Genomic DNA, 23,802 nt, shown 5'->3' with positions numbered 1-23,802 from the left:
TTCGTTTGACTCTTCGTTCACGCTTGGTTGAAGTCCGTTAAAAATAGTAAATTTGCTGGCAATATGAAGCTTGAAACCCAAATTTTAGAGAAACTGAAAGCGGATCATTCCGTAGCGCTTGAAGGATTCGGAACGTTTTATTTAAAAAATTCCGAAGCCAAAATTCTGGAAAAAACCACGCGTATCCTTCCGCCGGCAAAAGAAATTGCGTTGGAATTTGATTACCAGCAGGCGGATAAAGGATTTTCGCAGGAATTAGCAGAAAGGAAGATGCTTTCTCTTCCTGAGGTGCAAAAAGAAGTCTCGACCCATACTCTGTATTGGAAAAATCAATTGAGCGAGGCTAAAGAATTAAGGCTGGAGGGACTTGGAACTTTTTATTCTGACGGAGGTGAGGTGCTCTTTAAAGGAGAACGACTTGAAATTAGCAGTCCTGACAATTTTGGTCTAGAAGAAATTGACTTAAAAAAACTCAAGGAAAAGAAAAGTTCGGATAGAGACAGTCTCACCGAATATAAAACTCAAAAATCGTTTGGATGGCTGCTTTTACTTCTAATACCTGCTGCAGGATTGGTGGTGCTCGCGCTAATGAATAGAGAGTTTTTGTTTGGAAAAGACTCGGTCCTTGAAACCCCGCCTCAAATTTCCAAACCGAGCCCAAAAAAAGATACAATCCCAACCGAATCTCCCAAGGCGGATAGGCCAAAGCTAGAGAGTACTCTATCCAAAAACAACTCCGGCATTAATCCCTAATATTATTACATGGTTAAAAGTAAAAAAGCAAGTGCATCGTTCACCGTAATGACGAACATTGTACTGCCAAACGAAACGAATTCCCTTCGAAACTTATTTGGTGGGGAATTGCTATCACGAATGGATCGATGTGCTTCGATTTCTGCAAGTAGACATTGTGAGCGTAGAGTGGTAACAGCCTCTGTGAATCACGTGTCGTTCAATCATCCAATTCCAGAAGGAGGAATCGTGGTACTTGAATCCAAAGTGTCAAGAGCGTTTTCGACTTCCATGGAGATTTACGTCGATGTTTGGCTTGACGATCCCATTTCTCAAAAGAAAATTCACACGAACGAAGGGATTTACACGTTTGTCGCTGTAGATGAATTCAATAAACCTGTGCCGATTCCTCAAATGGAGCCAGAGACCGAATTAGAGGTTTCCCGATTTGATGCGGCTCTTCGAAGAAAAGAACTTTCCTTAATTCTATCTGGCCGAATGAAACCGCAAGATTCCGTAGAGCTTAAAAAATTATTTAGTCAATCCTAAAGGGTATGCGAGTCTTACAGATTGACACCAACCATCCCTTAATTAAAAGTCAGTTAAGCGCAAAAGGGTTTGATATAGAGGAGGACACAACTTCAAGTTATGAACAGATCCTTTCCAAAATTGGAGCGTACGAAGGACTCATTATTCGAAGTAGAATTCCTTTGGATGCCCATTTCTTAACTTCTGCCTCTCATCTTAAGTTCATTGCAAGAGTGGGGGCTGGGATGGAGAACATTGATGTGGAGAAAGCAAAGGAACTAAACATCACGCTTATCAATTCTCCAGAAGGGAATCGCGATGCGGTAGCAGAACATGTGGTTGGCTCCTTGCTTCTTTTAGCCCACCGACTTAAAATAGCGTCGCTTGAGGTCGAAAGAGGAATTTGGCTTCGTGAAGAAAACCGAGGAGACGAACTGCTTGGGAAAACCTTTGGACTTATTGGGTATGGAAACATGGGCAAAGCCACAGCTCGGCGACTTTCAGGCTTTGGAATGCAGGTGATTTTTCACGACCTTAAGTCTGGAATTGAAGATCAGTACGCACAGCAAGTTTCTTTGAAAGAACTTCAACAAAGAGCAGATATCGTGAGTCTTCATGTTCCTTTCACAGAGCTTACCCACCACATGATCGATGAGGGTTTTATTGCAGCCATGCATAAACCTTTCTATTTGATCAACACAGCGAGAGGGAAAGCGGTTAAAACGAAAGATTTAGTTAACGCTCTAGAATCCGGAAAAGTAATTTGCGCCGCCTTAGATGTTTTGGAGCAGGAAAAAGCCTCCTTTGAGGATTTGGATTCAAGCGATTCTTCATTAGGGTATCTTACTAGTTCTCCGCGTGTTCTGCTAACCCCGCACATTGCAGGATGGACAATTCAGAGCAAGGAAAAATTAGCACAATTTATCGTGGATAAAATCTTAGCACAGTTTAGTTAACATTTCTTTATGATTTGAGTCTTATTAAAATTTCTTAAATTCTCTTATCTTGCGCTCGATTAAAGACGAAAAAGAGGAATAGATGAGAGTTTTTCAGAGGATGATGTGGTGGGTTCTTTTGCCCGCTTTACTACTAAGCTGTAAAGAAAATCAAAAAAGCAACGAATCAAGTTCAACGCATTCACTACCGAGCTTTAGCCATGTAAATTTAGAGGACGTATTTCATGCCAAAGACAACAAGGTTCCCCAGCAAGGAGAAATTGAACAAACCCTTGATCAGTATTATCAAAGAGTTTGGGAAAGAGGCAACCTGTGGGGAGGTTTTCTTGTAGCAAAAGGAGACAATATTCTGTACGAGAATTACCGAGGTTTTGCACAAGCGAATAAGGTGGAGCCCATTGACAAGCATACCGCACTTCATGTCGCTTCTGTAAGCAAATCCGTGACGGCGATGGCTGTACTCAGACTCGTCGAAGCGCAGAAGTTAACACTAGACCAAGATTTGAAAACGATTTTCCCTCAGTTTCCTTACTCGGGGATTACGGTGAAAATGCTTTTGAATCAACGGAGTGGGCTGCCGAAATACGAGTACGTAATCGAGCGCATTAAGCCGGAGCCTAAAGAATTGGCCAAAGAGTATTTGGACAACGAAGACATCCTAAATTTATTGATTCAGTACAAACCGGATTTGGCAAGAAAGCCTGACACCGGGTTTATGTATTGCAATACCAATTATGCACTCTTAGCCCTTGTCGTAGAAAAGGTGACCAAGACGAAGTTTCCCGAGGCCATGAAAGAAATGATTTTCGATCCCCTTGAAATGAAGGATTCTTATATTTTTCAGCAGAAGGATACCCTAACTGCGGCCAAGTCTTTTTATGCGAGAGGACCTAGTGTTCATCCATACGATCGTCTCGATCTAATTTACGGGGATAAAAATCTTTATACAACGCCTCGAGATCTTCTAAATTTTTCCAAAGCACTTTATGCGGAGAATTTTTTAAGCAAAGAGTTAATGGATGCGGTATTCTCTCCATACAGTAATGAAAGACCGGGTGTGAATAATTACGGGTTTGGCTTTCGAATGAAGATTTTTGATGAAAACAGCAAGCTCACGTACCACAACGGTTGGTGGCACGGAACGAATTCTGTGTTTGGGCACTTGCTTCAGTCCAAAGTCACGATTATAGCTATTGGGAATAAGTTTTCACAGCGCGTATACTCCGCACTTGCCCTATCTGCACTCTTTGAAAACTTCCCTTATGAAGCTGAAAAGTTGAAGAAAGATATTGCGCCTATTTCCCCTGGGAATAAGGACTCCCCGCAAGGCGGTTGAAAGTGAGCAATAATTGATTAAATTTGCCTAAAGTATTTGCATGAAAAAGCTGTTTTTCTTTTTAGGTTTAAGCCTTATTCTAACCTCCTGCGCTAGGGTAGGATCCCCCGTAGGAGGAGCGAAGGATTCGCTTGCACCTCGATTTATGGGGTCTAATATTGACACCACCCGAATTAACGTTCCGACTTCCCTTAAATCTCTTCAGCTTAATTTTGATGAATACGTGACGTTAAAGGACGTGCAACGAAACCTTACAATTTCTCCTCCCATTAAGATCAAGAGGATTCTACCTTCGATGTTAGGAAATAAATACGTCCTTATCGAATGGGAAGAACCCTTGCTAGAAAATACAACGTACAATCTGAATTTTGGAAATGCGATTACCGACCTAAACGAAGGGAATGTACTTTCTTATTTTAATTATGCATTTTCTACAGGAGATTATTTGGATGAAACCTATATCAGTGGAGAGGTAAAAGATGGGATGCTTAGAACGCGCGAGGAAGACGAGCTTCAGCCGACTCGAAAATCAGATTACGTGGTAGGTCTTTATCAAGAAAAAGACTCTATGGACTATCGAGCTAAGCCTTACTACATTACCAAAGCAGATCCAGACGGATACTATGAGCTAAACTACCTAACTCCAGGAATCTATCGATTGCTAGCTTTTGAAGACGAGAATCAAAATTCAGTCTTTGACGCAGGGGAAGAAAAGGTCGCTTTTCTAAAAGATACGATTGACTTGAAGGAAAGCATTTCAGGACTTCCCATTACGCTTTATCCAAGCAAGAAACCCATCCGATACAAAGAGACAAAAGAAACCCTAGGTGGATTTACTGTTTTCTTTGAAGGGGAGCCAAGGTCCGTTTCTGTTCAATTGGACAATCGGATAAAGGATTACAAAGTCACCTATAAGCCTTATTCGGATTCGCTCCATATCTGGTTCGATGCTCGTAAGGAAGACATTGGAATTACGCAAAGTGAAAATATTAAATTTTCCTATCAGGCAGACGATAAAACCGGGGAAGCCTCCTTATTCTATCGATTGAATCCACAAAATGAAATGACACTTTCCAATGCGAAAGGAAATGTAGTTCCACCGAATTCTCCTTTTGAAATTATCTCAAATTATCCCATTGATACTGTGAATTCGCAGAATTGGTCCTTAAAAGTGGACAGCATGACGACTCTAGAGTTTAAAGCACTTGTCGATGAGATCAATCCGAAAAAATTAAAGATCGATGCCCACTTTGAGAGCGGAAAAAAATACAGTTTAACACTTCCAAAAGAAAGTGTAAGTTCTTATTATATCTCCAATGAGAAGGCCTACCAATTTAATTTTGAAGTAGACAAGGAAGAAAATTACGGTACCTTAGTCCTTCAATTGCAGGGGGCACCGCAGTCTAAATTCTGGATTCAATTTCTTGATCAAAACGAAGTGGTCAAGTTCCAACGTTTGGTAGAAGGCTCCGAGCATAGGTTTACAGAAATACCACCCGCCACTTATCAATTGCGAATTTTAGTGGATCAAAATGGAAATGGAGTTTGGGATGCGGCTGACTTTGCGAACTTTGACTTTGCCGAACCCGTTTTTGTATTTCCGAAGCAAATCGAGATTCGAGGACTTTGGGAGAACCGAGAAAGTTGGGATTTAACGACCGGGTCAACTGAGACCCCGAACATTCCGGCTGACCCTCTCTTGGATCCCTCAGTGGAAAAGTCCACTACAGACTCACTTAAAGTCCCTATCGATTCCTTAGAGCAGAGAGTACAACCCTTATGAAAAAAACTCTACTAAACATTCTTTATTACGGTCTTATTGTCTTTGCACTAATTCAGTTTATTCCAGTAGACCGAACGAATCCTCCCGTGAAGGCTTCGGAAGATTTTGTACACGTTCTAAATACACCTAAAGAAGTTCGTAGCGTTCTTCGTACTTCTTGTTATGACTGTCATTCGAACGAAACTATCTATCCGAATGTCGCGTACGTGGCTCCTCTTTCTTGGTCTATCAAGCATAATGTAAACAAAGCGAGGACTCACCTTAATTTCTCCACCTGGGAGACGGCCAATCAAGATCTGAAAACGGACAGGCTCGAAAATTCAATTGAAGTGGTAAAAGCGAGTAAAATGCCTATTGCAGGGTATGTGGCTCAGCATCCAAAAGCCAGACTTGATGCAAGGCAAAGGAAATTACTTGTAGATTATTTCCAAGGTATACTGGAACAAACGCCATAATTGATTTATATGTAGGTGCTCAGGAATTCTTTTTGCGATTCAAAGGCCCACTTAGTAAGGTCTAATTGATGTAGATTCATCCATTCCACGGAATGAATTTCGCCCCGATCGATTGCAAATAGAGGCTTTTCTTTGACCCGATACTCTACGAAAAGATCCAGTGTGTGATAGAGTATCCCTTTGTACGGATACTCGTTGGGTCTCGACTTAAGAATTTTCAGAGAATTTAGATCCAGTTCGATTTTAAGTTCTTCACGCACTTCACGGGAGCAGGCTTCTTCTGCACTTTCGTTAGGATCGACAAACCCTCCGGGTAAATCTAGCAAACCTTTTCCGGGCTCCAAATTTCTTTTGGTTACTAAAATTTCATCTTCGCAGCGAATAAGGACCGCCACGGCGGCCGCACAATTATGATAGAGCGTAAATTGACATTGCGTACAACTCCAACGTTTTTCCCCATCCCAAGTAAGACTGCTGTTTCCACAATTCGGGCAATATTTAAACTCAGTCCCTCCTTTCATGATTTCGCATTTCTAGGATGGAAATCTAAAATCACTTGCCGTAATTCGTCTGTTTTTAGATGCGTGTATATTCCTGTGGTCGTAATGCTGGAATGACCAAGCATTTCTTGAATAAAGCGAAGGTCTGCACCGTTTTGCAGTAGGTGAGTGGCAAAAGAATGTCGAAAGGTGTGAGGGGATATTTTTTTATGAATTCCAGCCTTTTCGGCAAGTTCTTTAATGATGATAAATACAATCACTCTAGACATGGAAGATCCTCTGCTATTAAGGAAGAGATGATCTTCAAATTTTTTGTGGATTTTGTAGGTAGAGCGAACCTCATGAATGTAATTTTTAATGAGTTTGGCGGTGTACGCTGCCAATGGAACGAAGCGTACTTTGCTTCCTTTTCCCACCACTTTTAGATAGCCTTCTTTAAAATTAATGGCTGAAATTTTGAGATCAATTAATTCAGAAACACGTAGGCCACATCCGTACAAAACTTCAATAATGCAATAATTACGCTGTCCAAGTGGAGTTTGTTGTTCCACGGCCTGCATGATTTTTTCTACGTCTTCAAAGCTAAGTGTGTCGGGGAGATAGAGGCCTAGTTTGGGTCCCTCGAGGAGGGTGGCCGGGTTGTCTGATCGAAGTTCTTCTTCTAACAAATATTTAAAAAATGCTTTCGTGGAGGAGACCCAGCGAGCCTGGGTTCTCTCACTTAATTTTTCTTTTGATAAATGGTACAAAAACTCTTGAAGATGAGCATAGGTGATCGAATCCGGAGTAACTTGGAGCTCGGTCGTAGCAAAATCACTTAGCTTCTTTAAATCCCGAAGGTAGGCATCGACTGAATTGTCCGAAAATTGCCTTTCGAATCTTAAAAAATGCTCAAAATCGTTAAGTCTCTCTTCCCACTTCATTTACTCAGATTTAATAATTTCGCTTCGTTCAATTTGTAAAACTTCGACGCCGTGGCTTTTCAAAAAGGAAATGCCTTGGTTGTCGGAGTAGGCGTCCATGTAGACCACTCGGGAAATGCCCGACTGCAGGACTAGTTTACTGCATTCTTTGCAAGGAGATAAGGTAATGTAAAGCGTAGCACCTTTTGCAGATTGGGTCGAACTTGCGAGTTTAAGGATGGCATTCGCCTCGGCATGCAGCACATACCAGTGTGTATTTCCCTCACAATCTTCGCATTGATTTTCAGACCCCGAGGGTGTACCGTTATAACCGTCCGAAATGATCATACGGTCCTTCACCACCAATGCGCCCACTTTTTTGCGTTGGCAGTAGGAAAGTTTCGCCCATTCCTGTGCCATTTTAAGGTATGCAAGATCAAATTTGTTATAACTTACCATAGTTTCATTTCTATCCAAAGCTTCCTGTTTGAGAATATTTAAAATTTAGGTTTTCTTTTCTCTAAAAAGGCACTCACGCCTTCTTTTTTGTCGCTAAGTTCGAAGAGCACTCCAAACTGTTCGATTTCATAATCAAACCCCTCCGAGCTGTCCGATAAATTAACCGCTTTAATGGCTCTAGAGATTCCTTGGGGCGAGTTTTTCGCGATGGTCTGCGCAAGTGCGATCGTCTGAGGAAGCAAATCTTCCTGGGAAAAAACCTCATTCACGAGTCCAATTTCTTTTGCTTTTTCTGCGCTCACCATTTTGGCTGAAAAAATAAGTTCATTTGCATGTCCTTTTCCCACCAATTTCGGAAGTCTTTGCGTTCCACCGTACCCAGGAATAAGTCCAAGGGTTACTTCCGGGAGACCTAGTTTTGCATTGGTGGATGCGTATCGAATATGACAGGCCATGGCAAGTTCTAATCCTCCCCCTAGTGCAAAACCATTGACAGCCGCAAGGACGGGTTTGGAAAGATTTTCAATTTTATTGAATAGACGGTCTTGTCCTTTTTGCGCAAGTTCTTGTGCTTGCTTCGTAGTGAAATCACTAAACTCCTTGATGTCCGCTCCGGCGACAAAAGCTTTCTCGCCTTCGCCTGTGAGAATAACGACGCGACAATTCAAATCTTTATCGAGCTCATCCAGTGCAGCCGAAAGTTCTTCAATAGTTTGGGAATTTAGCGCGTTTAGACTTTGTGGGCGAGAGACCGTTAAAAGTGTGTAATGCTCGTTTTTTGATAGTTTTATTGTATCGTACGTACTCATGGAAATTCTGATTTTCGTTTGAACATGCAAATTAGTATTTTTTTCTCATATGAGGTGTGAATTTGCCTTGTAAATGAGCGAAATGAGTCTTTCCATTCCATCATGAATTGAGGGCGATAGCGTAATAAATGTCGAAAATAAAGAGCCTCGAGGGCGAGGCTCGAAGCGCTTCTTTTCGAGCTTAAATTGGGCGTGATTCCATAGAAAACAACTATATTTGCAAGTGCTAAAACATCCACAATGAATATTCAACAGTTAGAGTACCTAATCGCCGTAGATAAGTTTCGACATTTCGGAAAAGCCGCACAGGCGTGTTTTATAACGCAACCTACCTTAAGCGCGATGATTCAAAAGTTCGAAGACGAGTTAGACGTGAAGGTTTTTGACCGAACCACCCATCCTATACGTACGACCGATGTGGGCGTTGAAATCATTGTGCAAGCCAAGAAAGTAATTGATGCAGTCAATGAGCTACGAAGCAAAGCCGATTTATTAAACAATGTGTTAGGAGGGAAAATTACGCTTGGAATTATCCCCACGGTTTCTACCTACATTCTGCCTACAGAAATTTTTGACTTTCTTTCTACCCATGAAAAGATTGAAATGAAAGTGAAAGAAATGACCACGGATGGAATCATTAAAGGATTAAAGTCTGGTGAGTTAGATGCGGGAATTATTTCTACGCCCTACGAAGCTGCAAACGAATTCTATCATGAGTTTCTCTTTAACGAGGAATTAATGGTTTATTCAAGTTATTTGGATTCAAAGGAAGATTCCTTTGTGATTCCAGAGGAACTTGATGTAGAGAAAGTTTGGCTTTTAGAAGAAGGAAACTGTCTTCGAACTCAATTCGAGAACATATGTAAGTTGAAGGAGAACTCACTTAAGCCAAAGAATTTAGACTTCTTAGCCTCTAGCATCAATACTCTAGTGCAGATGGTGGATCGAGTGGGAGGTGTCACGGTGATACCCGAGCTAGCTCAAGGACAATTGTCCAGTGAACAAAAGCAGAAGTTGCATCGATTCAGAAAGCCTTTTCCGTATAGGGAAGTTAGTTTAATTTATTACAAGCCCACGTACAAGCAAAAAATTGTAGATGAGTTAGTCCAAGCGATCAAGTCTTCAGTGGAGCCAAAATTAAACTACAACAATGCGCCAGAAGAATTCGTAGGCATTCGACCTCAGTAAAAGAAAAGCCCGTTAGTTTTTTTGCAGAGTTGGAATATAGTCTGTAAATTTGCCCAGTGAAAGCAGAGGAAAAATTTGTACTGATTGCAACCTCGTAAAAAAATGCTAAAACAGATATTTTTCTATTTTAGTTTCTTTTGCAATTCTGCACTTTTTCTTACGTATAATCTTTAATATAAGAAACTTAATATGCCTTATTTATTTACATCTGAGTCTGTCTCTGAGGGGCATCCAGATAAAATTGCGGACCAAATATCAGACGCCTTGATCGATCATTTTCTAGCCTACGATCCGAGTTCGAAAGTGGCCTGTGAGACCTTAGTGACCACCGGTCAAGTGGTACTTGCCGGCGAAGTAAAATCAAGCACTTATCTTGATGTACAGTCTATCGCAAGAGACGTAATTAACCAAATTGGATACACGAAAGGAGAATATATGTTTGCAGGTGATTCTTGCGGTGTAATCTCCGCGATTCACGATCAATCGCCCGATATTAATCAGGGAGTGGATCGTGTAATTGAGGGTGAAGACTTTGAACTTAGAGCCAATGCGCAAGGTGCAGGAGACCAGGGAATGATGTTTGGGTATGCCACCAACGAAACAGCGCATTATATGCCACTCGCACTCGATTTGGCACACACCATTTTAAGAGAGTTGGCGATCCTTCGTAAGGAGGGAGTGATCCCTTATTTGCGTCCAGATTCAAAATCTCAGGTGACCATTGAATACTCCGACGATCACAAACCGATTCGAATTGATTCGATCGTCGTCTCAACGCAGCACGATGAATTTGGAGCAGACCAAGAAATGCTAGCTAAGATTCGAAAAGACATGATCGATATTTTGATACCGCGCGTGAAAGCAAATCAGAAACTAGCGGTTCAAGATTTATTCAATGACCAGATTAAATACCACATCAATCCTACCGGAAAATTCGTCATTGGAGGACCTCATGGAGATACAGGACTTACGGGTCGAAAAATCATTGTAGATACCTACGGAGGAAAAGGGGCTCACGGTGGAGGAGCTTTCTCAGGAAAGGACCCTTCTAAAGTGGACCGAAGCGCGGCCTATGCCACGCGACACATCGCAAAGAATTTAGTGGCTGCAGGAGTCGCGGACGAGGTTTTAGTACAGGTGTCTTATGCCATTGGAATTGCAGAGCCATGTGGTCTAAACATTACAACGAATGGAACGAGCAAGGTGGGACTAAGTGACAGCGAAATTGCGGCGAAAGTTCTTGAACTTTTTGATTTACGCCCTTATGCGATTGAGCAAAACTTAAAACTAAGAAATCCTATCTACCAAGAAACGGCGGCCTATGGCCACATGGGAAGAGAGCATTATATTGGAAACAAAACTTTCAACAAAGGAAAAAGCAACGAGCTTACCCTGGAAGGTCTGGAATTCTTTACTTGGGAAAAATTAGACCGCCAAGACGATATCAAAGCAAAATTTGGACTTTAGTCTAGTCTTTTTATCAAAATACTAATTGCAGCCTTCGAGAGTCTTTTCGAAGGCTGTTATTTCATAAGAGACTTCAGATAACTTTTTCTAAATTTGCTTAAATATATTTCCGAATGAAACGAGTGCTTTCCCTATTGTTTTTCGTGTTGCTTCTAAGCCCAATTGCAGCGCAACTTACGGTTCATAAAATGGCCCATGTGGGTTACGTATACCAAAACCAGAGTTTTGGAGAAGTAGGACTACGAGCCCTTATGTTAAGTAACGACGATGTACTTTACCGAGTGGGTGGATCTGCTCTAATCGGAGCTCATGAGGGAGAGGTGAAGGTTCTGCCTAAGTTGCAAACAGACGTTTTGCTTAATTTTCAAAAGGGAGTTGACTTTTACCATTCGTACTATTTTCTAGCCGGAGCAGAGTTTACCACAAAGTACATTGCTCCTAAAGTGGGATTTTCGCTTTTTGGGATTCTAGATCTTTCTGCGGGGTATGGATTTTCAATTGATGACAAGGGACTGGACGGCAAAAAGTTGGAAGGGCTAAATATTAACGTGGCGCTGAACTTACCTTTTGTAATGATAGGAGAGCTCCTTAATTAAGCACGAATTCTACTTTTCAACTCATTTCCTAACTTCGAGTGGTACCCTGCTTCTTCTACTTTCAAACAAGGGAACGTACATCTGCTTATTTTTATAAATTCATTCACGGTAAATCGTAGAGATTGAATCCTCAATCTTTTCGTTACGAATTGATTTTTAGTAAATTTGGACCTATGATTAACCATCTTTTTTTTGATCTAGACAACACCCTTTGGGACCATCGAAAGAATGCCGAATTGACTTTGGTGGGTCTATTTAAACAGGAGAATATTCAGCAGAAATACGGACTTCAATTTGACGAATTCTATAAAGAGTATTATACGGTAAATGAAGATTTATGGGCTAAGATCCGTAATGGAAGCATTGACAAAGCTTATTTAAGAAGCCATCGGTTTTTGGATACCTTTCGTGCTTTTGAAATTGACAATGCACCTCTAGCCGCCCTTTTCGAGAGTCGTTTTCTTGATGAGATTTTGCAGTACAACGAACTGGTTCCTGGAACCTTTGAACTACTCGAATACCTAAGCGAAAAGAAGTATACGATGCATATTCTATCGAATGGGTTTGAGGAAGTGACGGCTCGCAAATGCGAACTCTCAGGAATTAAATCTTATTTTAAGACCATTACGAGCGCGGATGAAATTGATATTAGAAAGCCAGACCCAAAACTTTTCCAATGGGCTTTCGAGAAGACGGACGCTAGAGTAGAGAATTCTATTTACATTGGAGACGATTGGATTGCAGACGTGGAGGGAGCGCTTAATTTTGGTATGCGTGCCATTTTCTTAGATGTTTTTGAAGACCGGTACACAGCGCCTGGAGTGGAGGTTGTTCGCTCTTTGCATGAAATCAAGGACCTTTTGTAGAGAGGCAAAATTTCACTAAAATTTTTAAAAATAAAATCCGCCTTTTTGCGGGTAAAAAGACGGATTTAAATACTAGAGTTTTGGCTATACGCCTAAACTTTCTCGAACTCTTTGCAGGGTTTCGTTTGCCACTGCTTTGGTTTTTTCAGCTCCTTTCAAAAGAATTTCGTCTAATTCTTCTAAGTGATTCATGTAATAATGAAACTTTTCTCGTTCTTGCTCGTAAGAAGTAAGGATAAGATTTAACAGTTCTTTCTTCGCGTGACCATAGCCGTAATTCCCAGCAAGGTATTTTGCACGGAGATCGTCGCTCTGCTCATTTGTCGCAATCAATTCGTATATCGCAAAGACTTTATCCGTGTCTGGATCCTTTGGATCTTCAAGCGGCGTGGAGTCCGTCTCAATGGACATGATTTGCTTTTTCAGCTCTTTTTCTGGTAAGAAGATGTTGATGATGTTTCCTCTTGATTTTGACATTTTATGTCCGTCTGTTCCCGGAACATATTTTGTGTTTTCTTGTAGCTCTGCTTTGGGAAGAACAAAGACCTCTCCCATTTGATTGTTGAATCTTGCGCCCATATCACGAGCCATTTCTAAATGCTGTAATTGGTCTTTTCCTACCGGAACAATTTCTGCATCGTAGAGTAAAATATCAGCCGCCATTAATACAGGATAGGTAAAGAGTCCGACGTTGACATCTTGAACTCGATCCGCTTTGTCTTTGAACGAATGCGCTAGAGTGAGTCTTTGGTAAGGAAAAAAGCAGGATAGGTGCCAAGCGAGTTCCGTCGCTTGAGGTACATCACTTTGGCGGTAGAAATGAGTTCGGTTGGGATCAAGTCCACAGGCAAGCCATGCGGCTGCAATTTCGTAGGTGTTTTGGCGAAGAACTTCCGCGTCTTTAATAAACGTTAGGGAGTGCAAATTCGCAATGAAAAGGAAAGAGTCGTTTTGTGGGTTTTTCGAGAGTTCAATGGCAGGAAAAATTGCGCCCAAAAGATTGCCTAAATGGGGGGTTCCTGTCGCTTGAATTCCAGTGAGTATTCTTGACATTTTATTATTTATTCAAAGGGACTAAATCGTAAAAATAGTTATTTAGGGAGTGATTTCCTAGAAATCCATTCCGTTTGGAAATGCTTTTTTACGGAAGGTTAACAAAAGAAGTGCACCAAGCGTAATAGCGGAATCGGCCACATTGAAAATGTATTTAAAAAATTCAATCTGTTTTCCTCCAATCAGCGGCCAGCTTTCGGGAACGTGCCAATCGACAAGGGGAAAGTGAAACATATCCACGACACACCCTTTCATGAAGGAAGAATATCCCTGTCCAAAAGGTACGGTTTCAGAGACGCCACCGTAATCAATCCATCTCTCAATACTAGTGTCGTATACCGTGCCACTGTCGAAGATCATTCCGTAAAACATTCCGTCGATTAAGTTTCCGATTGCACCCGCAAAAATCATTGCCATCGGGATGAGTAGGTAATTGGAATTCATTCCCTGTTTGATCCACTTACTAAAGAGATAGACCATACCTCCGATTAAAAAGAGACGTACAATGACAAGAAAGTATTTCCCAAGGAGTCCTCCAAAGTGAAAACCATAGGCCATACCCGGATTTTCTACAAAGGTAATTCGAAACCATTCGAGCCCTAGAACAGGACTGCTTTCTCCAAGTTGGAAATTAGTTTTGATATAAAACTTTGAAACTTGGTCAATGACCAAAATAATCAAAGTGATCAGTGCGATTTTTTTCATAATGAGTTTGAATGCGTATTTCTGTAAAACCTGGAAATAGTCCAGGTTTTTACAGAATGAAATTTTAGCGCTGCATGTTTTTCGCTTCAATACTCAATGTAGCATGCGGTACCGCTCTTAAGCGATCTTTTGGAATTAATTTTCCAGTCACGCGGCATACCCCGTAGGTTTTGTTTTCAATACGAATCAGCGCGTGCTTTAAATCACGGATGAATTTTTCTTGACGTCCGGCCAGAATTGCATTCTGCTCCTTGCTTAAGGTTTCCGCTCCCTCTTCAAATGCTTTGAAAGTAGGAGAGGTGTCATCCGTCCCGTTGTTCTGATCGTTGATAAAGCTCTCGTTGATAAGTCCTAAGTCTTTTTCTGCTTTATTTATTTTTGCGACAATGAGTTCTTTGAATTCTTTCAAATCTGCATCGCTGTAGCGTTGTCTTTCTTCTGCCATGGTTGCTTGATTTTTTTGTTAATAGGATGTTCTTTCCAAAAGACATCCCGCAATTATCCTTTTAATTTTTCCACTTCTACTTGAAATTGAATTTCGTCGATTTCAATTTGCTCAAAAATTGAGAGTGAATTTACAAATTCTATTTTATCCGACAATACTTCGGCGGAAATATATTCTGAGTTCGCCTGAAGCTCGCTCGTGAAAGGGCCGTCGGCTTTTAATTTTACAGAAATTCTATCCGTAAGATCAAAGTTTTTATCCTTCCTGATGTTCTGAATGCGGTTAATGAACTCCCTAGCAATACCTTCGGCCTTCAACTGCTCTGTTAGGGTTAAGTCTAGAGCGACTGTCAATTTCGCATCACTAGTAACGGTCCAGCCCGGAATGTCTTTGGTGGAAATTTCCACATCCTCAAGGTTGATTTCGTATCCTGAAACTAAAGTTTTTCCTTCGGTCTCAAGGGTCTGAATCTGCTCAGAGGTGAAGTCTTGAATTTCTTGTCCTACCTTTTTCATATCCTTTCCTAATTTAGGGCCTAAGGTTTTGAAATTAGGTTTAATCTGTTTGACAATGAGTTCGCCCGCCTCCTTCGGATCTATAAGTTCAAGCTCCTTGACGTTTACTTCCTGTTTGATTAGGTCGCTAACTGCTAAGATTTGAGATTTTGTTTTCGAATCCAAAACTGGAATCATCACCTTGGTTAGCGGTTGACGCACCTTTATGTTTTCCTTCTTACGAAGGGAGAATACCATTGAGGTAATGTTTTGGGCCAAATGTGTCTTTTCCACTAGATCCTGTTCCACTAAACTCGAATCGTATACCGGGAAATCCGTAAGGTGAATAGACTGCGCCTGATTTTTCCCTGTGACCTTGTTGAGGTCACGGTAAAGTCTGTCCATAAAGAAAGGAGAGATGGGTGCTGATAATTTAGCTACTGTTTCAAGACAAGTATAAAGGGTTTGGTAGGCTGAAATTTTATCGTTTGAATACTCACCTTTCCAGAAACGACGACGGCAAAGTCTTACATACCAGTTGCTTAAGTTATCGTTGACAAACGTATTGATTGCACGCGCCACTTTGGTCGGTTCGTAATCTTCGTAGTAGGACTTCACGTCTTTGATCAGAAGGTGAAGTTCAGATAAGATCCATCGATCAATCTCTGGACGGTCTGTGATTTCTTGTTCGCTATACTGAAATTTGTCTACATTGGCGTAGAGAGCAAAGAAGGAGTATGTATTGTAAAGAGTTCCAAAGAACTTACGTCTTACTTCTTCAATACCTTGAGGGTCGAATTTCAGATTTTCCCAAGGATTTGCATTGGAGATCATGTACCAACGCGTCGCATCGGGACCAAAATCTTCTAACGTTTTGAAAGGATCTACTCCATTGCCTAAACGTTTTGACATTTTTTGACCGTTTTTGTCGAGTACGAGTCCGTTTGATACAACGTTTTTATAGGCTACACTATCAAAGACTGCGGTGGAAATAGCGTGAAGTGTATAGAACCAACCTCGCGTTTGGTCTACGCCTTCTGCAATAAAATCAGCAGGGAATGCTTTTCTTTCGTCGATAAGCTCCCGGTTTTCAAAAGGGTAGTGCAATTGCGCATACGGCATAGAACCTGAGTCAAACCAAACATCAATCAGATCGCTTTCCCTTTTCATAGGGCTTCCACTTTCTGAAACAAGCGTAATTTGATCCACGTAATTTTTATGAAGATCTACTTTCAGGTAATTTTCTTCACTCATATCCCCAGAAACAAATTGACCCAGCGGATTCTCATTCATGAATCCTGCAGCAACGGATTTGTCGATTTCCTGTTTTAGTTCCTCAATGGAACCGATGATTTTTTCTTCTTTGGAATCCTCCGTTCTCCAGATAGGAAGCGGAATGCCCCAATAGCGAGAACGAGAAAGGTTCCAATCGTTCACGTTTTCTAACCAGTTTGCGAAACGTCCTTCTCCTGTACTCTTGGGTTTCCAATTGATTTGTGTATTTAATTCGACTAAACGCTCTTTCACAGCTGTCATTTTTACAAACCAAGAATCGAGTGGATAGTAGAGTACCGGTTTATCCGTTCTCCAACAGTGTGGGTAACTGTGGGTGTATTTTTCTACTTTGAACGCTTTTTTTTCTGTCTTAAGTAAAATGGCAAGTTCCACGTCCCAAGATTTTTCGGGCGCCTGGTTTTCATCGTAATACTCATTCTTAATGTATTTGCCTGCAAATACTTCAGGAACTTTAACTCCCTTTACAAAACGGCCTTGCAAGTCCACGAGCGGAACTAAATTGTCGTTTGTATCTCGAATAAGCATCGGTGGGATGCCATTTTGTTTTGCGACACGGCTATCGTCCGCACCAAAGGTAGGCGCGATATGCACGATTCCGGTACCGTCTTCCGTGGTTACGAAATCACCTTCAATAACTCGAAAGGCATCCTCAGGGTCATTTTCGGGACGGAACCAGGGGATGAGCTGGTGATAGCTTGTTCCAAGTAGGTCTTTCCCTTTGAACTCTGCCGAAATATGGAACGGGATGATTTTGTCCTCGCTCTTGTAGGCTTCAAGTTCTTCTAAGGAAGATTCCTTGAATTTTTTTCCTAAGTTTTTGGCAAGTAGAGATTTTGCCACAATAACCGTCAGGGGTTCGAAAGTATATTGATTAAAGGTTCTTACCAGTAAATAATCGATCTCCTTTCCTACGGCTAAAGCCGTGTTTGAAGGGAGTGTCCAAGGAGTGGTCGTCCAGGCCAGGATGTCTATGGGAGTCTCTTTTTGTAAATGGGAGAGACTTTCACTCAACTGTTTGACTCGGAACTGAGCCACAATCGTGGTGTCCGAGACATCCCTATAGGTTCCCGGTTGATTTAACTCATGGGAAGAAAGCCCCGTTCCTGCCTTAGGCGAATAGGGTTGAATGGTGTACCCTTTGTAAAGTAGGTCCTTGGAATATATGTTTTTAAGTAACCACCAAACGGTTTCCATGTATTTAGAGGTGTACGTGATATAAGGATCCTCCAAATCGACCCAATAGCCGATTTTTTGAGTCAAGTCATTCCATACATCCGTATAGCGCATCACCGCTTTTCGACAAGCCTCGTTGTAGTCTTCTACTGAGATTTTGACTCCAATATCTTCTTTGGTAATTCCAAGTTCTTTTTCTACACCAAGTTCAATCGGAAGTCCATGGGTGTCCCATCCCGCCTTTCGAAAGACTTTTTTGCCATTTTGCGTTTGAAAGCGGCAGAAAATATCTTTGATGGTTCTAGCCATGACATGGTGAATGCCGGGCAACCCATTGGCGGAGGGAGGACCTTCGTAAAATACAAATTCGGGTTGTCCGTCACGAATTTCAACCGATTTTTTGAACGTTTGCTCCTGGTCCCATGATTCTAAAATTCCACTTGCGATGGAAGTTAAATCAAGATTTTTATATTCGTTAAACTTCTTCATTGTCAATATTATCTGCATTGAATTTAAGTGTGCGAATATAAGGAATTTTAGTGAATTCTTAAGGGCTACGGGCTTGGTTTTTTGAAGGCAGCTTTAGGGTTTGTTTTTGGATTAAATTTTAGAATGAGAAAATAGGAAAGCAGCCCAAGGATAAGAGACATAAGCGTGGCGAGAATCAAACTTCCCACTACGTATTGAAGTAGGTGTTGCTTGGCTAATTCGATGCTAAGTTCAAACAAATCAAAGTTTTTGGTGGACCCCACGAAAGGACCCCCGATTAGCATAGACAAATACAAGATTAAGGGAATAGCAGGAGGGATTGTGATTTGGGAAGAAATGAAAGCAAGCGTTTTATTTCTTTTAAAAAGTGTACTAAGGCTAAGGGCTAGTACCGTATGCAGTCCCCAAAAAGGAGAAAAACCAATGAATACTCCCAAAGCGATGGATTGCGCTTTGTTTTTCGCACTGCCTTCGCTTTGAAGAATGTTTTCCTTGAAAAAGCGCCGTAAGCCTTTCTTTCTAAAATAACGATAGAAGACTTTCTGGCTTTGAATTGTATTTCTGATGAAATTTCTCAATTTTCGCAGTATTGGTACTGCGAATTTAGGGGTTTTAGGACATTTTACTCCAAAATAAAGTGGGAAATACATCCTTTCTTATGGAAATAAGAGGGCTCAAGTGTGAACTTGAAGGGCAATTGTCTAGTGAAAAACGGACAAATGTAAAAAAAACTCTACTTTTGCAAAAAATAATTGAGGATGTCAAAGAATTTAGTGATTGTCGAATCCCCAGCGAAAGCAAAAACCATTCAAAAGTATCTTGGTAGTGATTTTGAGGTGAAATCCAGTTTTGGACACATTAGAGATCTGCCTAAGAAAGGAATGGGTATTGACCTTGAAACCTTTACTCCCGATTACGAAGTTTCCCCAGATAAGAAAAAAATAGTAAGCGAATTAAAAGCTGCAGTAAAAAAAGCACAGATTGTTTGGCTCGCTTCGGATGAGGACCGCGAAGGAGAAGCGATTGCGTGGCATCTTGCGCAAGAACTAAAATTAAAAAGTGAAAATACAAGACGAATTGTCTTTCATGAAATTACAAAAAATGCGATTCTAAAAGCGGTAGAAAACCCAAGATCCATTGATCAAAATCTTGTAAACGCACAGCAAGCACGACGCGTGTTAGATAGAATTGTAGGATTTGAAATGTCCCCTGTTCTTTGGAAGAAAGTCAAAACTGGACTCTCTGCAGGACGTGTTCAGTCCGTTGCCGTACGATTAGTCGTCGAGAGAGAAAAAGAAATACGGGAATTTAATTCCGCCTCTTCTTATAAGTTGAGTGCAAATTTCTTAACCAAAGAAAAAGCTGAATTGCCCGCAAAGCTAAAAGGGGATTTTAAAAACGAAGAACTTGCCTCTGAATTTCTAGAGAAAGCAAAAGGAAGTGAATTCAAAGTACTTAATGTAGAAAAGAAACCGGGGACTCGCTCGGCCTCTGCTCCCTTCACCACTTCAACCCTTCAGCAGGAAGCTTCTTCTCGATTAGGGTACAATGTGACCTCGACGATGCGTCTTGCTCAAAGGCTATACGAAGAAGGATTTATCACCTACATGAGAACGGACAGTGTGAATCTATCGCAAGAAGCAATAAATGGAGCGAAAGCTCAAATTATATCCGAATTTGGAGAGGAGTATTCTAATCCTAGAAACTACACAACCAAATCAGCCTCGGCTCAAGAAGCTCACGAGGCGATTCGCCCTACGGACTTTTCTCTTAAAAGCATAGGAGATGCACAACTCAATAAATTATACCAATTAATTTATCGCAGAACACTTGCCTCGCAAATGTCAAATGCGAAAATTGAGAAAACAGTTATTGAAATTGGGGCTGTGGACGTGACACCCCATTTTGAAGCACAAGGCGAAGTAATCGTATTCGAAGGCTTTCTAAAAGCGTATGGAATTAACAAAAATGAGGATGAGGACGAAGACACGAATGACAAAATTCTTCCGCGAGTAAGCATTGGAGAGCTTCTTTCCTACACGCAAATAGCGGCCACTCAAAAATATACAAAACCTTCTGCGCGGTATACGGAAGCGGCTTTGGTTCGGAAATTAGAAGAACTTGGCATTGGTCGACCTTCTACCTATGCGCCGACGATTCAGACGATTCAAAACCGTGAATACGTCGACAAAAGAGAAATAGAACCGATGGAAAGAGAAGCCGTAAGGCTCACTCTTGAAAAAGAAATTTTTAGGGAAGTCCTAGTCGAGAAATACGGTGGAGATCGCAATAAATTTATTCCGACCGATATCGGGGAAGTGGTCAATGAATTTTTGACTCAAAACTTCGCGGAAATTTTGGATTATGGATTTACCGCGAGAGTGGAAAGAGAGTTTGACGAAATTGCCGGCGGACAAAAACCTTGGCAAACGATGATGGGGGAATTCTATCAGTTTTTCCATCCCAGAATTGAGAATGTAGAGGAAACCGCAGAACGCGCCACAGGCGAACGAAAATTAGGAGACGATCCGAAAACAGGCAAGCCGATTTACGCGCGAATGGGGCGTTACGGAGCTATGATTCAAATTGGTGAATCAGACGACGAAGAAAAACCGACGTTTGCAAGTTTGATGGCAAATCAAAACATAGCCACCATTACTCTTGAAGAAGCCTTAGAGCTATTCAAGCTTCCGTTCTCACTTCAACCGGTTGAGGGGAAAGAAGTTAGTGTAGCGGTAGGCCGATTCGGCCCTTATGTGAAATGGGGAGATACCTTTATAAGTATACCCAAAGGAGAAGATCCTTTGAGTATCGATCAGAAAAGAGCTACAGAGCTCATAGAGGAGAAAAAAGTTGCAGATGCGCCCGTTTCCACTTACAAAGGTGAACCCGTCACCAAAGGCAAAGGACGTTTTGGACCCTTCTTAAAGTACAAGGATCTGTATGTGAATGTACCCAAAAAGTATGATTTTGAGAATCTATCAAAAGACGATATCGAGGAATTAATTGCAGCAAAACTAGAAAAGGAAGCCAATCGTTATGTGCAGCAGTGGGAAGAAGAGAAGATTGCAATTGAAAACGGAAGATGGGGCGCTTTTATTAAGTTCGGAAAAGCAAACTTCAAGATTCCAAAGAACGATGAGGGCGAAAAATATTCTCAAGAAGAATTGAAAGAAGTCGATCTCGAGCAAGTGAAAAAATGGATCACCGAACAAGATCCAAGTGCATTCAAAGCTAAGAAAGCGGCTGCGAAGAAGCCGGCTGCAAAGAAACCCGCCGCCAAAAAGGCAGCTCCTAAAAAAACGGCGGCAAAGAAACCTTCCGCAGCGAAAGGAGGTACAAAAACAAAATAAGAAGAAAAACTACACCTAGCCTTCGGAGCCATAGCTCTGAGGGTTTTTATTAAAATTTCGACTTCGATCATTGCATGCTATGAATTACCAAGATTTTATTGCCGCACCTGGGGAAATTAGAACCAAAAAGTGGCAATTAGGAAGCCTTTTTCAAAATGAACTCGTTCAAGGAGGGATCGCATTACTCTTCGTCTCGGATTACAGGGGGGCAGGAAGAAAAGCGCATGCCCGTGATTTTCATTTTTTAAGAAAAGAGTTATTTCAGCTCTCGTCGCATGATTTTCAAGTGCCCATGTACGATTTTGGGGATTTAATTTCAGGGAAATCAAGCGAGGATACTAGTTATGTTTTGCAAGAAGTTTTATCCGCGTGCCATTATAATAAAACCATTCCCATTGTGATCGGGGGGAGTACTGATTTGAGCTTTTCGCTCTACAGTGCCCTTGATTTTCATCAAAAGCAGATTTCTTACTCGCAAATTTCAAACTATATCTCCCTTGAGAACGAAGAGGATACCATAAACGAAAGGAACTTTCTAAGTCGGATTTTCGCATCAAAGCACTTCGAAATCAAAAATTATCATCATTTAGGCTACCAAAGGCATTTAAGTCAACTAGACAGCGTCAGCCTTTTAAAAGAAGTGGATTTTCAAGAAGTTAGACTAGCCGAGATGATGAACGGGATGGAATCGATCGAACCGTATTTGCGTAGTTCAGATCTAGTGACCTTAAACTGTGATGCGGTAGAGAGTTTTAGTACGCCGTTCTCTATTCACCCACAGGTGAATGGACTGAACCGCCGCGAAGTGTGCGCCTTGATGAAGGAAGTAGGACTATCTCAGAATCTCAAAAGCGTAGGGCTGTTCAATTTGGAACTAGATTCACAAAGCGAGTTAAATCTTCAATTGGCTGCGCAAATGATTTGGTATTTAATTGAAGGGATCAACATCCAGTCCTCTCATCCTAAAAATCGCAGTTACGAGACATTTTGGGTGCTTACACCGCAAGGTGAGTATGCGTTCCATCGCGATACGTTTTCCTCACTTTGGTATTTTGGAAATGCGTCGGAAATGCATAGCAATTTAGCTTGCTCACAGAAAGATTATGACCTGGCGAAACGAGGAGAGCTAAGCCCTCGACTCGTACGGTTTTTGAATGAGCTATCCTAAGATGGGGAGTGTAAAATCTCCCTTATCTCGAAGTAAATAATTCCCTTGTGATTTTAAAGCCTCAAAATGAGGTCAATTTTATAAGAATTTAGTCTAATTTAACTATCTATTAAGAATTTCGTTAATGTAAAATTGTTTTATATTTGCACAAATTTGGAATTGGACTCTAACGACCCTTTCAAAGCAAAACTAGTAATTTGTAGATTGGTCCAGAAAGTAAAATCCTTTATAGAATTAGGATTTCCAAGATAGGTAAAGATTTAAGCAATAGATTGCAGGCCTGTAGAAGTAATATGAAGAGTTATAAAGACGAACTAAATCTGAATAAACTACCAAAACACGTAGCCATTATCATGGATGGCAATGGAAGGTGGGCAAAACAGCGCGGTGAGCAGCGTACCTTTGGACATCAAAGTGCGGTTCGAGCAGTTCGTGATGCAATAAACGCATGCAATGAAATTGGGATTCCCTACCTCACTCTCTACACCTTTTCTTCTGAAAATTGGAATCGTCCGAAGTCTGAAGTGAACAGCTTGATGAATCTTTTGTCAGAAACCCTTCTATTAGAAGCGGAAAACATATACACAAAAGGACTTAGGCTTCATGTGATTGGAGAAATTGAGAAATTGCCGGATCTCGTGAGAGACCAATTGGAAACCATGATGGAATTGACCAAAGAGAGCAAAAATGGCAATCTTATTCTTGCCTTAAGCTACGGGTCACAGAAAGAAATTTTAAACGCCGTTCAAGCGATAAGTGAAAAGGTTAAGCAAGGGGAATTGGATTCTAGTGAGATTACAGAGGCCGTTTTTGAAGACCATTTGTACACACGCTCGTTTCCTGCAGTAGACCTTTTAATAAGAACCAGTGGCGAGGTTCGCATTAGTAATTTTCTGTTATGGCAAATTGCCTATGCAGAACTTCAGTTTTTAGATATTTTTTGGCCCGACTTTGATCGAGAAGCCTTCTTTAAATGCATTTTGGATTACCAATGCAAAGAAAGAAGATACGGAAAGATCAGCGAACAGCTAGAAAGCGAGAAATAAAAG

At 41.2% G+C, this 23,802-nt stretch carries 22 protein-coding genes; 13 read left to right on the top strand and 9 right to left on the bottom strand.

The features are described 5' to 3' along the window. Window positions 1-63: 63 nt before the first annotated feature. The 6 genes from ACX3PZ_RS02000 (at window position 64) to ACX3PZ_RS01975 (ending at window position 5,790) form a co-directional block, all read left to right on the top strand. Complete coding sequence (locus ACX3PZ_RS02000) at window positions 64-753, top strand: hypothetical protein (protein ID WP_459111882.1); 690 nt, start codon at window positions 64-66, stop codon at window positions 751-753. A gap of 9 nt (window positions 754-762) precedes the next feature. Then, complete coding sequence (locus ACX3PZ_RS01995) at window positions 763-1,281, top strand: acyl-CoA thioesterase (protein ID WP_459111881.1); 519 nt, start codon at window positions 763-765, stop codon at window positions 1,279-1,281. Between the two features lie 5 nt (window positions 1,282-1,286). After that, entirely contained in the window at window positions 1,287-2,216 is a 930-nt protein-coding gene (locus ACX3PZ_RS01990) for an NAD(P)-dependent oxidoreductase (protein ID WP_459111880.1), read from the top strand. Between the two features lie 82 nt (window positions 2,217-2,298). Further along, window positions 2,299-3,552: a serine hydrolase domain-containing protein gene (locus ACX3PZ_RS01985; protein ID WP_459111879.1), complete on the top strand. Its 1,254-nt coding sequence runs from the start codon at window positions 2,299-2,301 to the stop codon at window positions 3,550-3,552. Window positions 3,553-3,592: 40 nt separating this feature from the next. Beyond that, a complete protein-coding gene (locus ACX3PZ_RS01980) occupies window positions 3,593-5,335 on the top strand; it encodes an Ig-like domain-containing domain (RefSeq protein ID WP_459111878.1) in 1,743 nt (580 codons plus the stop codon). Further along, window positions 5,332-5,790, top strand: a complete 459-nt coding sequence (locus tag ACX3PZ_RS01975; RefSeq protein WP_459111877.1) for a heme-binding domain-containing protein — start codon at window positions 5,332-5,334, stop codon at window positions 5,788-5,790. Before ACX3PZ_RS01980 ends, ACX3PZ_RS01975 begins: the two co-directional genes overlap by 4 nt. Window positions 5,791-5,795: 5 nt before the next feature. Here the strand turns inward: ACX3PZ_RS01975 and ACX3PZ_RS01970 are convergent, their stop codons facing one another. Genes ACX3PZ_RS01970 through ACX3PZ_RS01955 form a run of 4 tightly spaced genes read right to left on the bottom strand, consistent with a single transcriptional unit; the run spans window position 5,796 to window position 8,460 of the window. Beyond that, the gene (locus ACX3PZ_RS01970) at window positions 5,796-6,311 is read right to left on the bottom strand and encodes an NUDIX hydrolase (RefSeq protein WP_459111876.1); all 516 of its coding nucleotides are present in this window, start codon (window positions 6,309-6,311) and stop codon (window positions 5,796-5,798) included. Next, on the bottom strand, window positions 6,308-7,213 hold the full coding sequence (xerD, locus tag ACX3PZ_RS01965) for a site-specific tyrosine recombinase XerD (protein WP_459111875.1): 906 nt from the start codon (window positions 7,211-7,213) through the stop codon (window positions 6,308-6,310). The genes ACX3PZ_RS01970 and xerD overlap by 4 nt, the downstream gene beginning before the upstream one ends. After that, window positions 7,214-7,651: a deoxycytidylate deaminase gene (locus tag ACX3PZ_RS01960; RefSeq protein WP_459082563.1), complete on the bottom strand. Its 438-nt coding sequence runs from the start codon at window positions 7,649-7,651 to the stop codon at window positions 7,214-7,216. Window positions 7,652-7,689: 38 nt separating this feature from the next. After that, window positions 7,690-8,460, bottom strand: coding sequence for an enoyl-CoA hydratase/isomerase family protein (locus tag ACX3PZ_RS01955; RefSeq protein WP_459111874.1), 771 nt, complete (start codon window positions 8,458-8,460; stop codon window positions 7,690-7,692). A gap of 240 nt (window positions 8,461-8,700) precedes the next feature. Between ACX3PZ_RS01955 and ACX3PZ_RS01950 the strand changes: the two genes are divergently transcribed. The 4 genes from ACX3PZ_RS01950 (at window position 8,701) to ACX3PZ_RS01935 (ending at window position 12,577) form a co-directional block, all read left to right on the top strand. Then, complete coding sequence (locus tag ACX3PZ_RS01950; RefSeq protein ID WP_459111873.1) at window positions 8,701-9,648, top strand: hydrogen peroxide-inducible genes activator; 948 nt, start codon at window positions 8,701-8,703, stop codon at window positions 9,646-9,648. Window positions 9,649-9,837: 189 nt separating this feature from the next. After that, window positions 9,838-11,115, top strand: a complete 1,278-nt coding sequence (metK, locus tag ACX3PZ_RS01945) for a methionine adenosyltransferase (RefSeq protein ID WP_459082557.1) — start codon at window positions 9,838-9,840, stop codon at window positions 11,113-11,115. 113 nt (window positions 11,116-11,228) lie between these two features. Further along, window positions 11,229-11,711, top strand: a complete 483-nt coding sequence (locus tag ACX3PZ_RS01940) for a hypothetical protein (RefSeq protein ID WP_459082555.1) — start codon at window positions 11,229-11,231, stop codon at window positions 11,709-11,711. A 173-nt stretch (window positions 11,712-11,884) separates the two neighbouring features. After that, entirely contained in the window at window positions 11,885-12,577 is a 693-nt protein-coding gene (locus ACX3PZ_RS01935) for a YjjG family noncanonical pyrimidine nucleotidase (RefSeq protein WP_459082553.1), read from the top strand. 84 nt (window positions 12,578-12,661) lie between these two features. Here ACX3PZ_RS01935 and trpS read toward each other — a convergent pair whose 3' ends face one another. From trpS to ACX3PZ_RS01910, 5 genes are all read right to left on the bottom strand, one after another. Continuing rightward, window positions 12,662-13,630 carry a tryptophan--tRNA ligase gene (gene trpS, locus ACX3PZ_RS01930; RefSeq protein ID WP_459082551.1) on the bottom strand — a complete coding sequence of 323 codons (969 nt, stop codon included), beginning with the start codon at window positions 13,628-13,630 and terminating at the stop codon, window positions 12,662-12,664. A 57-nt stretch (window positions 13,631-13,687) separates the two neighbouring features. Further along, the gene (locus ACX3PZ_RS01925; RefSeq protein ID WP_459082549.1) at window positions 13,688-14,335 is read right to left on the bottom strand and encodes a lipoprotein signal peptidase; all 648 of its coding nucleotides are present in this window, start codon (window positions 14,333-14,335) and stop codon (window positions 13,688-13,690) included. Between the two features lie 64 nt (window positions 14,336-14,399). Next, window positions 14,400-14,780 (bottom strand): TraR/DksA family transcriptional regulator, encoded by a 381-nt coding sequence (locus tag ACX3PZ_RS01920; RefSeq protein WP_459082547.1) that lies wholly within the window; start codon window positions 14,778-14,780, stop codon window positions 14,400-14,402. A gap of 53 nt (window positions 14,781-14,833) precedes the next feature. After that, entirely contained in the window at window positions 14,834-18,232 is a 3,399-nt protein-coding gene (gene ileS / locus ACX3PZ_RS01915) for an isoleucine--tRNA ligase (RefSeq protein WP_459111872.1), read from the bottom strand. A gap of 65 nt (window positions 18,233-18,297) precedes the next feature. Then, entirely contained in the window at window positions 18,298-18,810 is a 513-nt protein-coding gene (locus ACX3PZ_RS01910) for a DUF2062 domain-containing protein (protein ID WP_459082543.1), read from the bottom strand. 180 nt (window positions 18,811-18,990) lie between these two features. Between ACX3PZ_RS01910 and topA the strand changes: the two genes are divergently transcribed. The 3 genes from topA (at window position 18,991) to uppS (ending at window position 23,799) form a co-directional block, all read left to right on the top strand. After that, window positions 18,991-21,585, top strand: a complete 2,595-nt coding sequence (gene topA / locus ACX3PZ_RS01905; RefSeq protein WP_459111871.1) for a type I DNA topoisomerase — start codon at window positions 18,991-18,993, stop codon at window positions 21,583-21,585. A 79-nt stretch (window positions 21,586-21,664) separates the two neighbouring features. Then, entirely contained in the window at window positions 21,665-22,753 is a 1,089-nt protein-coding gene (locus ACX3PZ_RS01900; protein WP_459111870.1) for an arginase family protein, read from the top strand. 293 nt (window positions 22,754-23,046) lie between these two features. Continuing rightward, the gene (uppS, locus tag ACX3PZ_RS01895) at window positions 23,047-23,799 is read left to right on the top strand and encodes a polyprenyl diphosphate synthase (RefSeq protein WP_459082536.1); all 753 of its coding nucleotides are present in this window, start codon (window positions 23,047-23,049) and stop codon (window positions 23,797-23,799) included. Window positions 23,800-23,802: the final 3 nt, after the last annotated feature.

The sequence above is a fragment of the Chryseobacterium sp. A321 genome (assembly GCF_054489265.1).
The sequence above is the reverse complement of the archived record's forward strand: the minus strand, read 5'-3'. Positions and strand labels throughout refer to the sequence as shown.

What these genes read in the sequence shown, in the direction of transcription:
- ACX3PZ_RS02000 (WP_459111882.1), top strand. Translation starts at nt 64, where the DNA reads ATGAAGCTTGAAACCCAAATTTTAGAGAAACTGAAAGCGGATCATTCC.
- ACX3PZ_RS01995 (WP_459111881.1), top strand. Translation starts at nt 763, where the DNA reads ATGGTTAAAAGTAAAAAAGCAAGTGCATCGTTCACCGTAATGACGAAC.
- ACX3PZ_RS01990 (WP_459111880.1), top strand. Translation starts at nt 1,287, where the DNA reads ATGCGAGTCTTACAGATTGACACCAACCATCCCTTAATTAAAAGTCAG.
- ACX3PZ_RS01985 (WP_459111879.1), top strand. Translation starts at nt 2,299, where the DNA reads ATGAGAGTTTTTCAGAGGATGATGTGGTGGGTTCTTTTGCCCGCTTTA.
- ACX3PZ_RS01980 (WP_459111878.1), top strand. Translation starts at nt 3,593, where the DNA reads ATGAAAAAGCTGTTTTTCTTTTTAGGTTTAAGCCTTATTCTAACCTCC.
- ACX3PZ_RS01975 (WP_459111877.1), top strand. Translation starts at nt 5,332, where the DNA reads ATGAAAAAAACTCTACTAAACATTCTTTATTACGGTCTTATTGTCTTT.
- ACX3PZ_RS01970 (WP_459111876.1), bottom strand. Translation starts at nt 6,311, where the DNA reads ATGAAAGGAGGGACTGAGTTTAAATATTGCCCGAATTGTGGAAACAGC.
- xerD (WP_459111875.1), bottom strand. Translation starts at nt 7,213, where the DNA reads ATGAAGTGGGAAGAGAGACTTAACGATTTTGAGCATTTTTTAAGATTC.
- ACX3PZ_RS01960 (WP_459082563.1), bottom strand. Translation starts at nt 7,651, where the DNA reads ATGGTAAGTTATAACAAATTTGATCTTGCATACCTTAAAATGGCACAG.
- ACX3PZ_RS01955 (WP_459111874.1), bottom strand. Translation starts at nt 8,460, where the DNA reads ATGAGTACGTACGATACAATAAAACTATCAAAAAACGAGCATTACACA.
- ACX3PZ_RS01950 (WP_459111873.1), top strand. Translation starts at nt 8,701, where the DNA reads ATGAATATTCAACAGTTAGAGTACCTAATCGCCGTAGATAAGTTTCGA.
- metK (WP_459082557.1), top strand. Translation starts at nt 9,838, where the DNA reads ATGCCTTATTTATTTACATCTGAGTCTGTCTCTGAGGGGCATCCAGAT.
- ACX3PZ_RS01940 (WP_459082555.1), top strand. Translation starts at nt 11,229, where the DNA reads ATGAAACGAGTGCTTTCCCTATTGTTTTTCGTGTTGCTTCTAAGCCCA.
- ACX3PZ_RS01935 (WP_459082553.1), top strand. Translation starts at nt 11,885, where the DNA reads ATGATTAACCATCTTTTTTTTGATCTAGACAACACCCTTTGGGACCAT.
- trpS (WP_459082551.1), bottom strand. Translation starts at nt 13,630, where the DNA reads ATGTCAAGAATACTCACTGGAATTCAAGCGACAGGAACCCCCCATTTA.
- ACX3PZ_RS01925 (WP_459082549.1), bottom strand. Translation starts at nt 14,335, where the DNA reads ATGAAAAAAATCGCACTGATCACTTTGATTATTTTGGTCATTGACCAA.
- ACX3PZ_RS01920 (WP_459082547.1), bottom strand. Translation starts at nt 14,780, where the DNA reads ATGGCAGAAGAAAGACAACGCTACAGCGATGCAGATTTGAAAGAATTC.
- ileS (WP_459111872.1), bottom strand. Translation starts at nt 18,232, where the DNA reads ATGAAGAAGTTTAACGAATATAAAAATCTTGATTTAACTTCCATCGCA.
- topA (WP_459111871.1), top strand. Translation starts at nt 18,991, where the DNA reads ATGTCAAAGAATTTAGTGATTGTCGAATCCCCAGCGAAAGCAAAAACC.
- ACX3PZ_RS01900 (WP_459111870.1), top strand. Translation starts at nt 21,665, where the DNA reads ATGAATTACCAAGATTTTATTGCCGCACCTGGGGAAATTAGAACCAAA.
- uppS (WP_459082536.1), top strand. Translation starts at nt 23,047, where the DNA reads ATGAAGAGTTATAAAGACGAACTAAATCTGAATAAACTACCAAAACAC.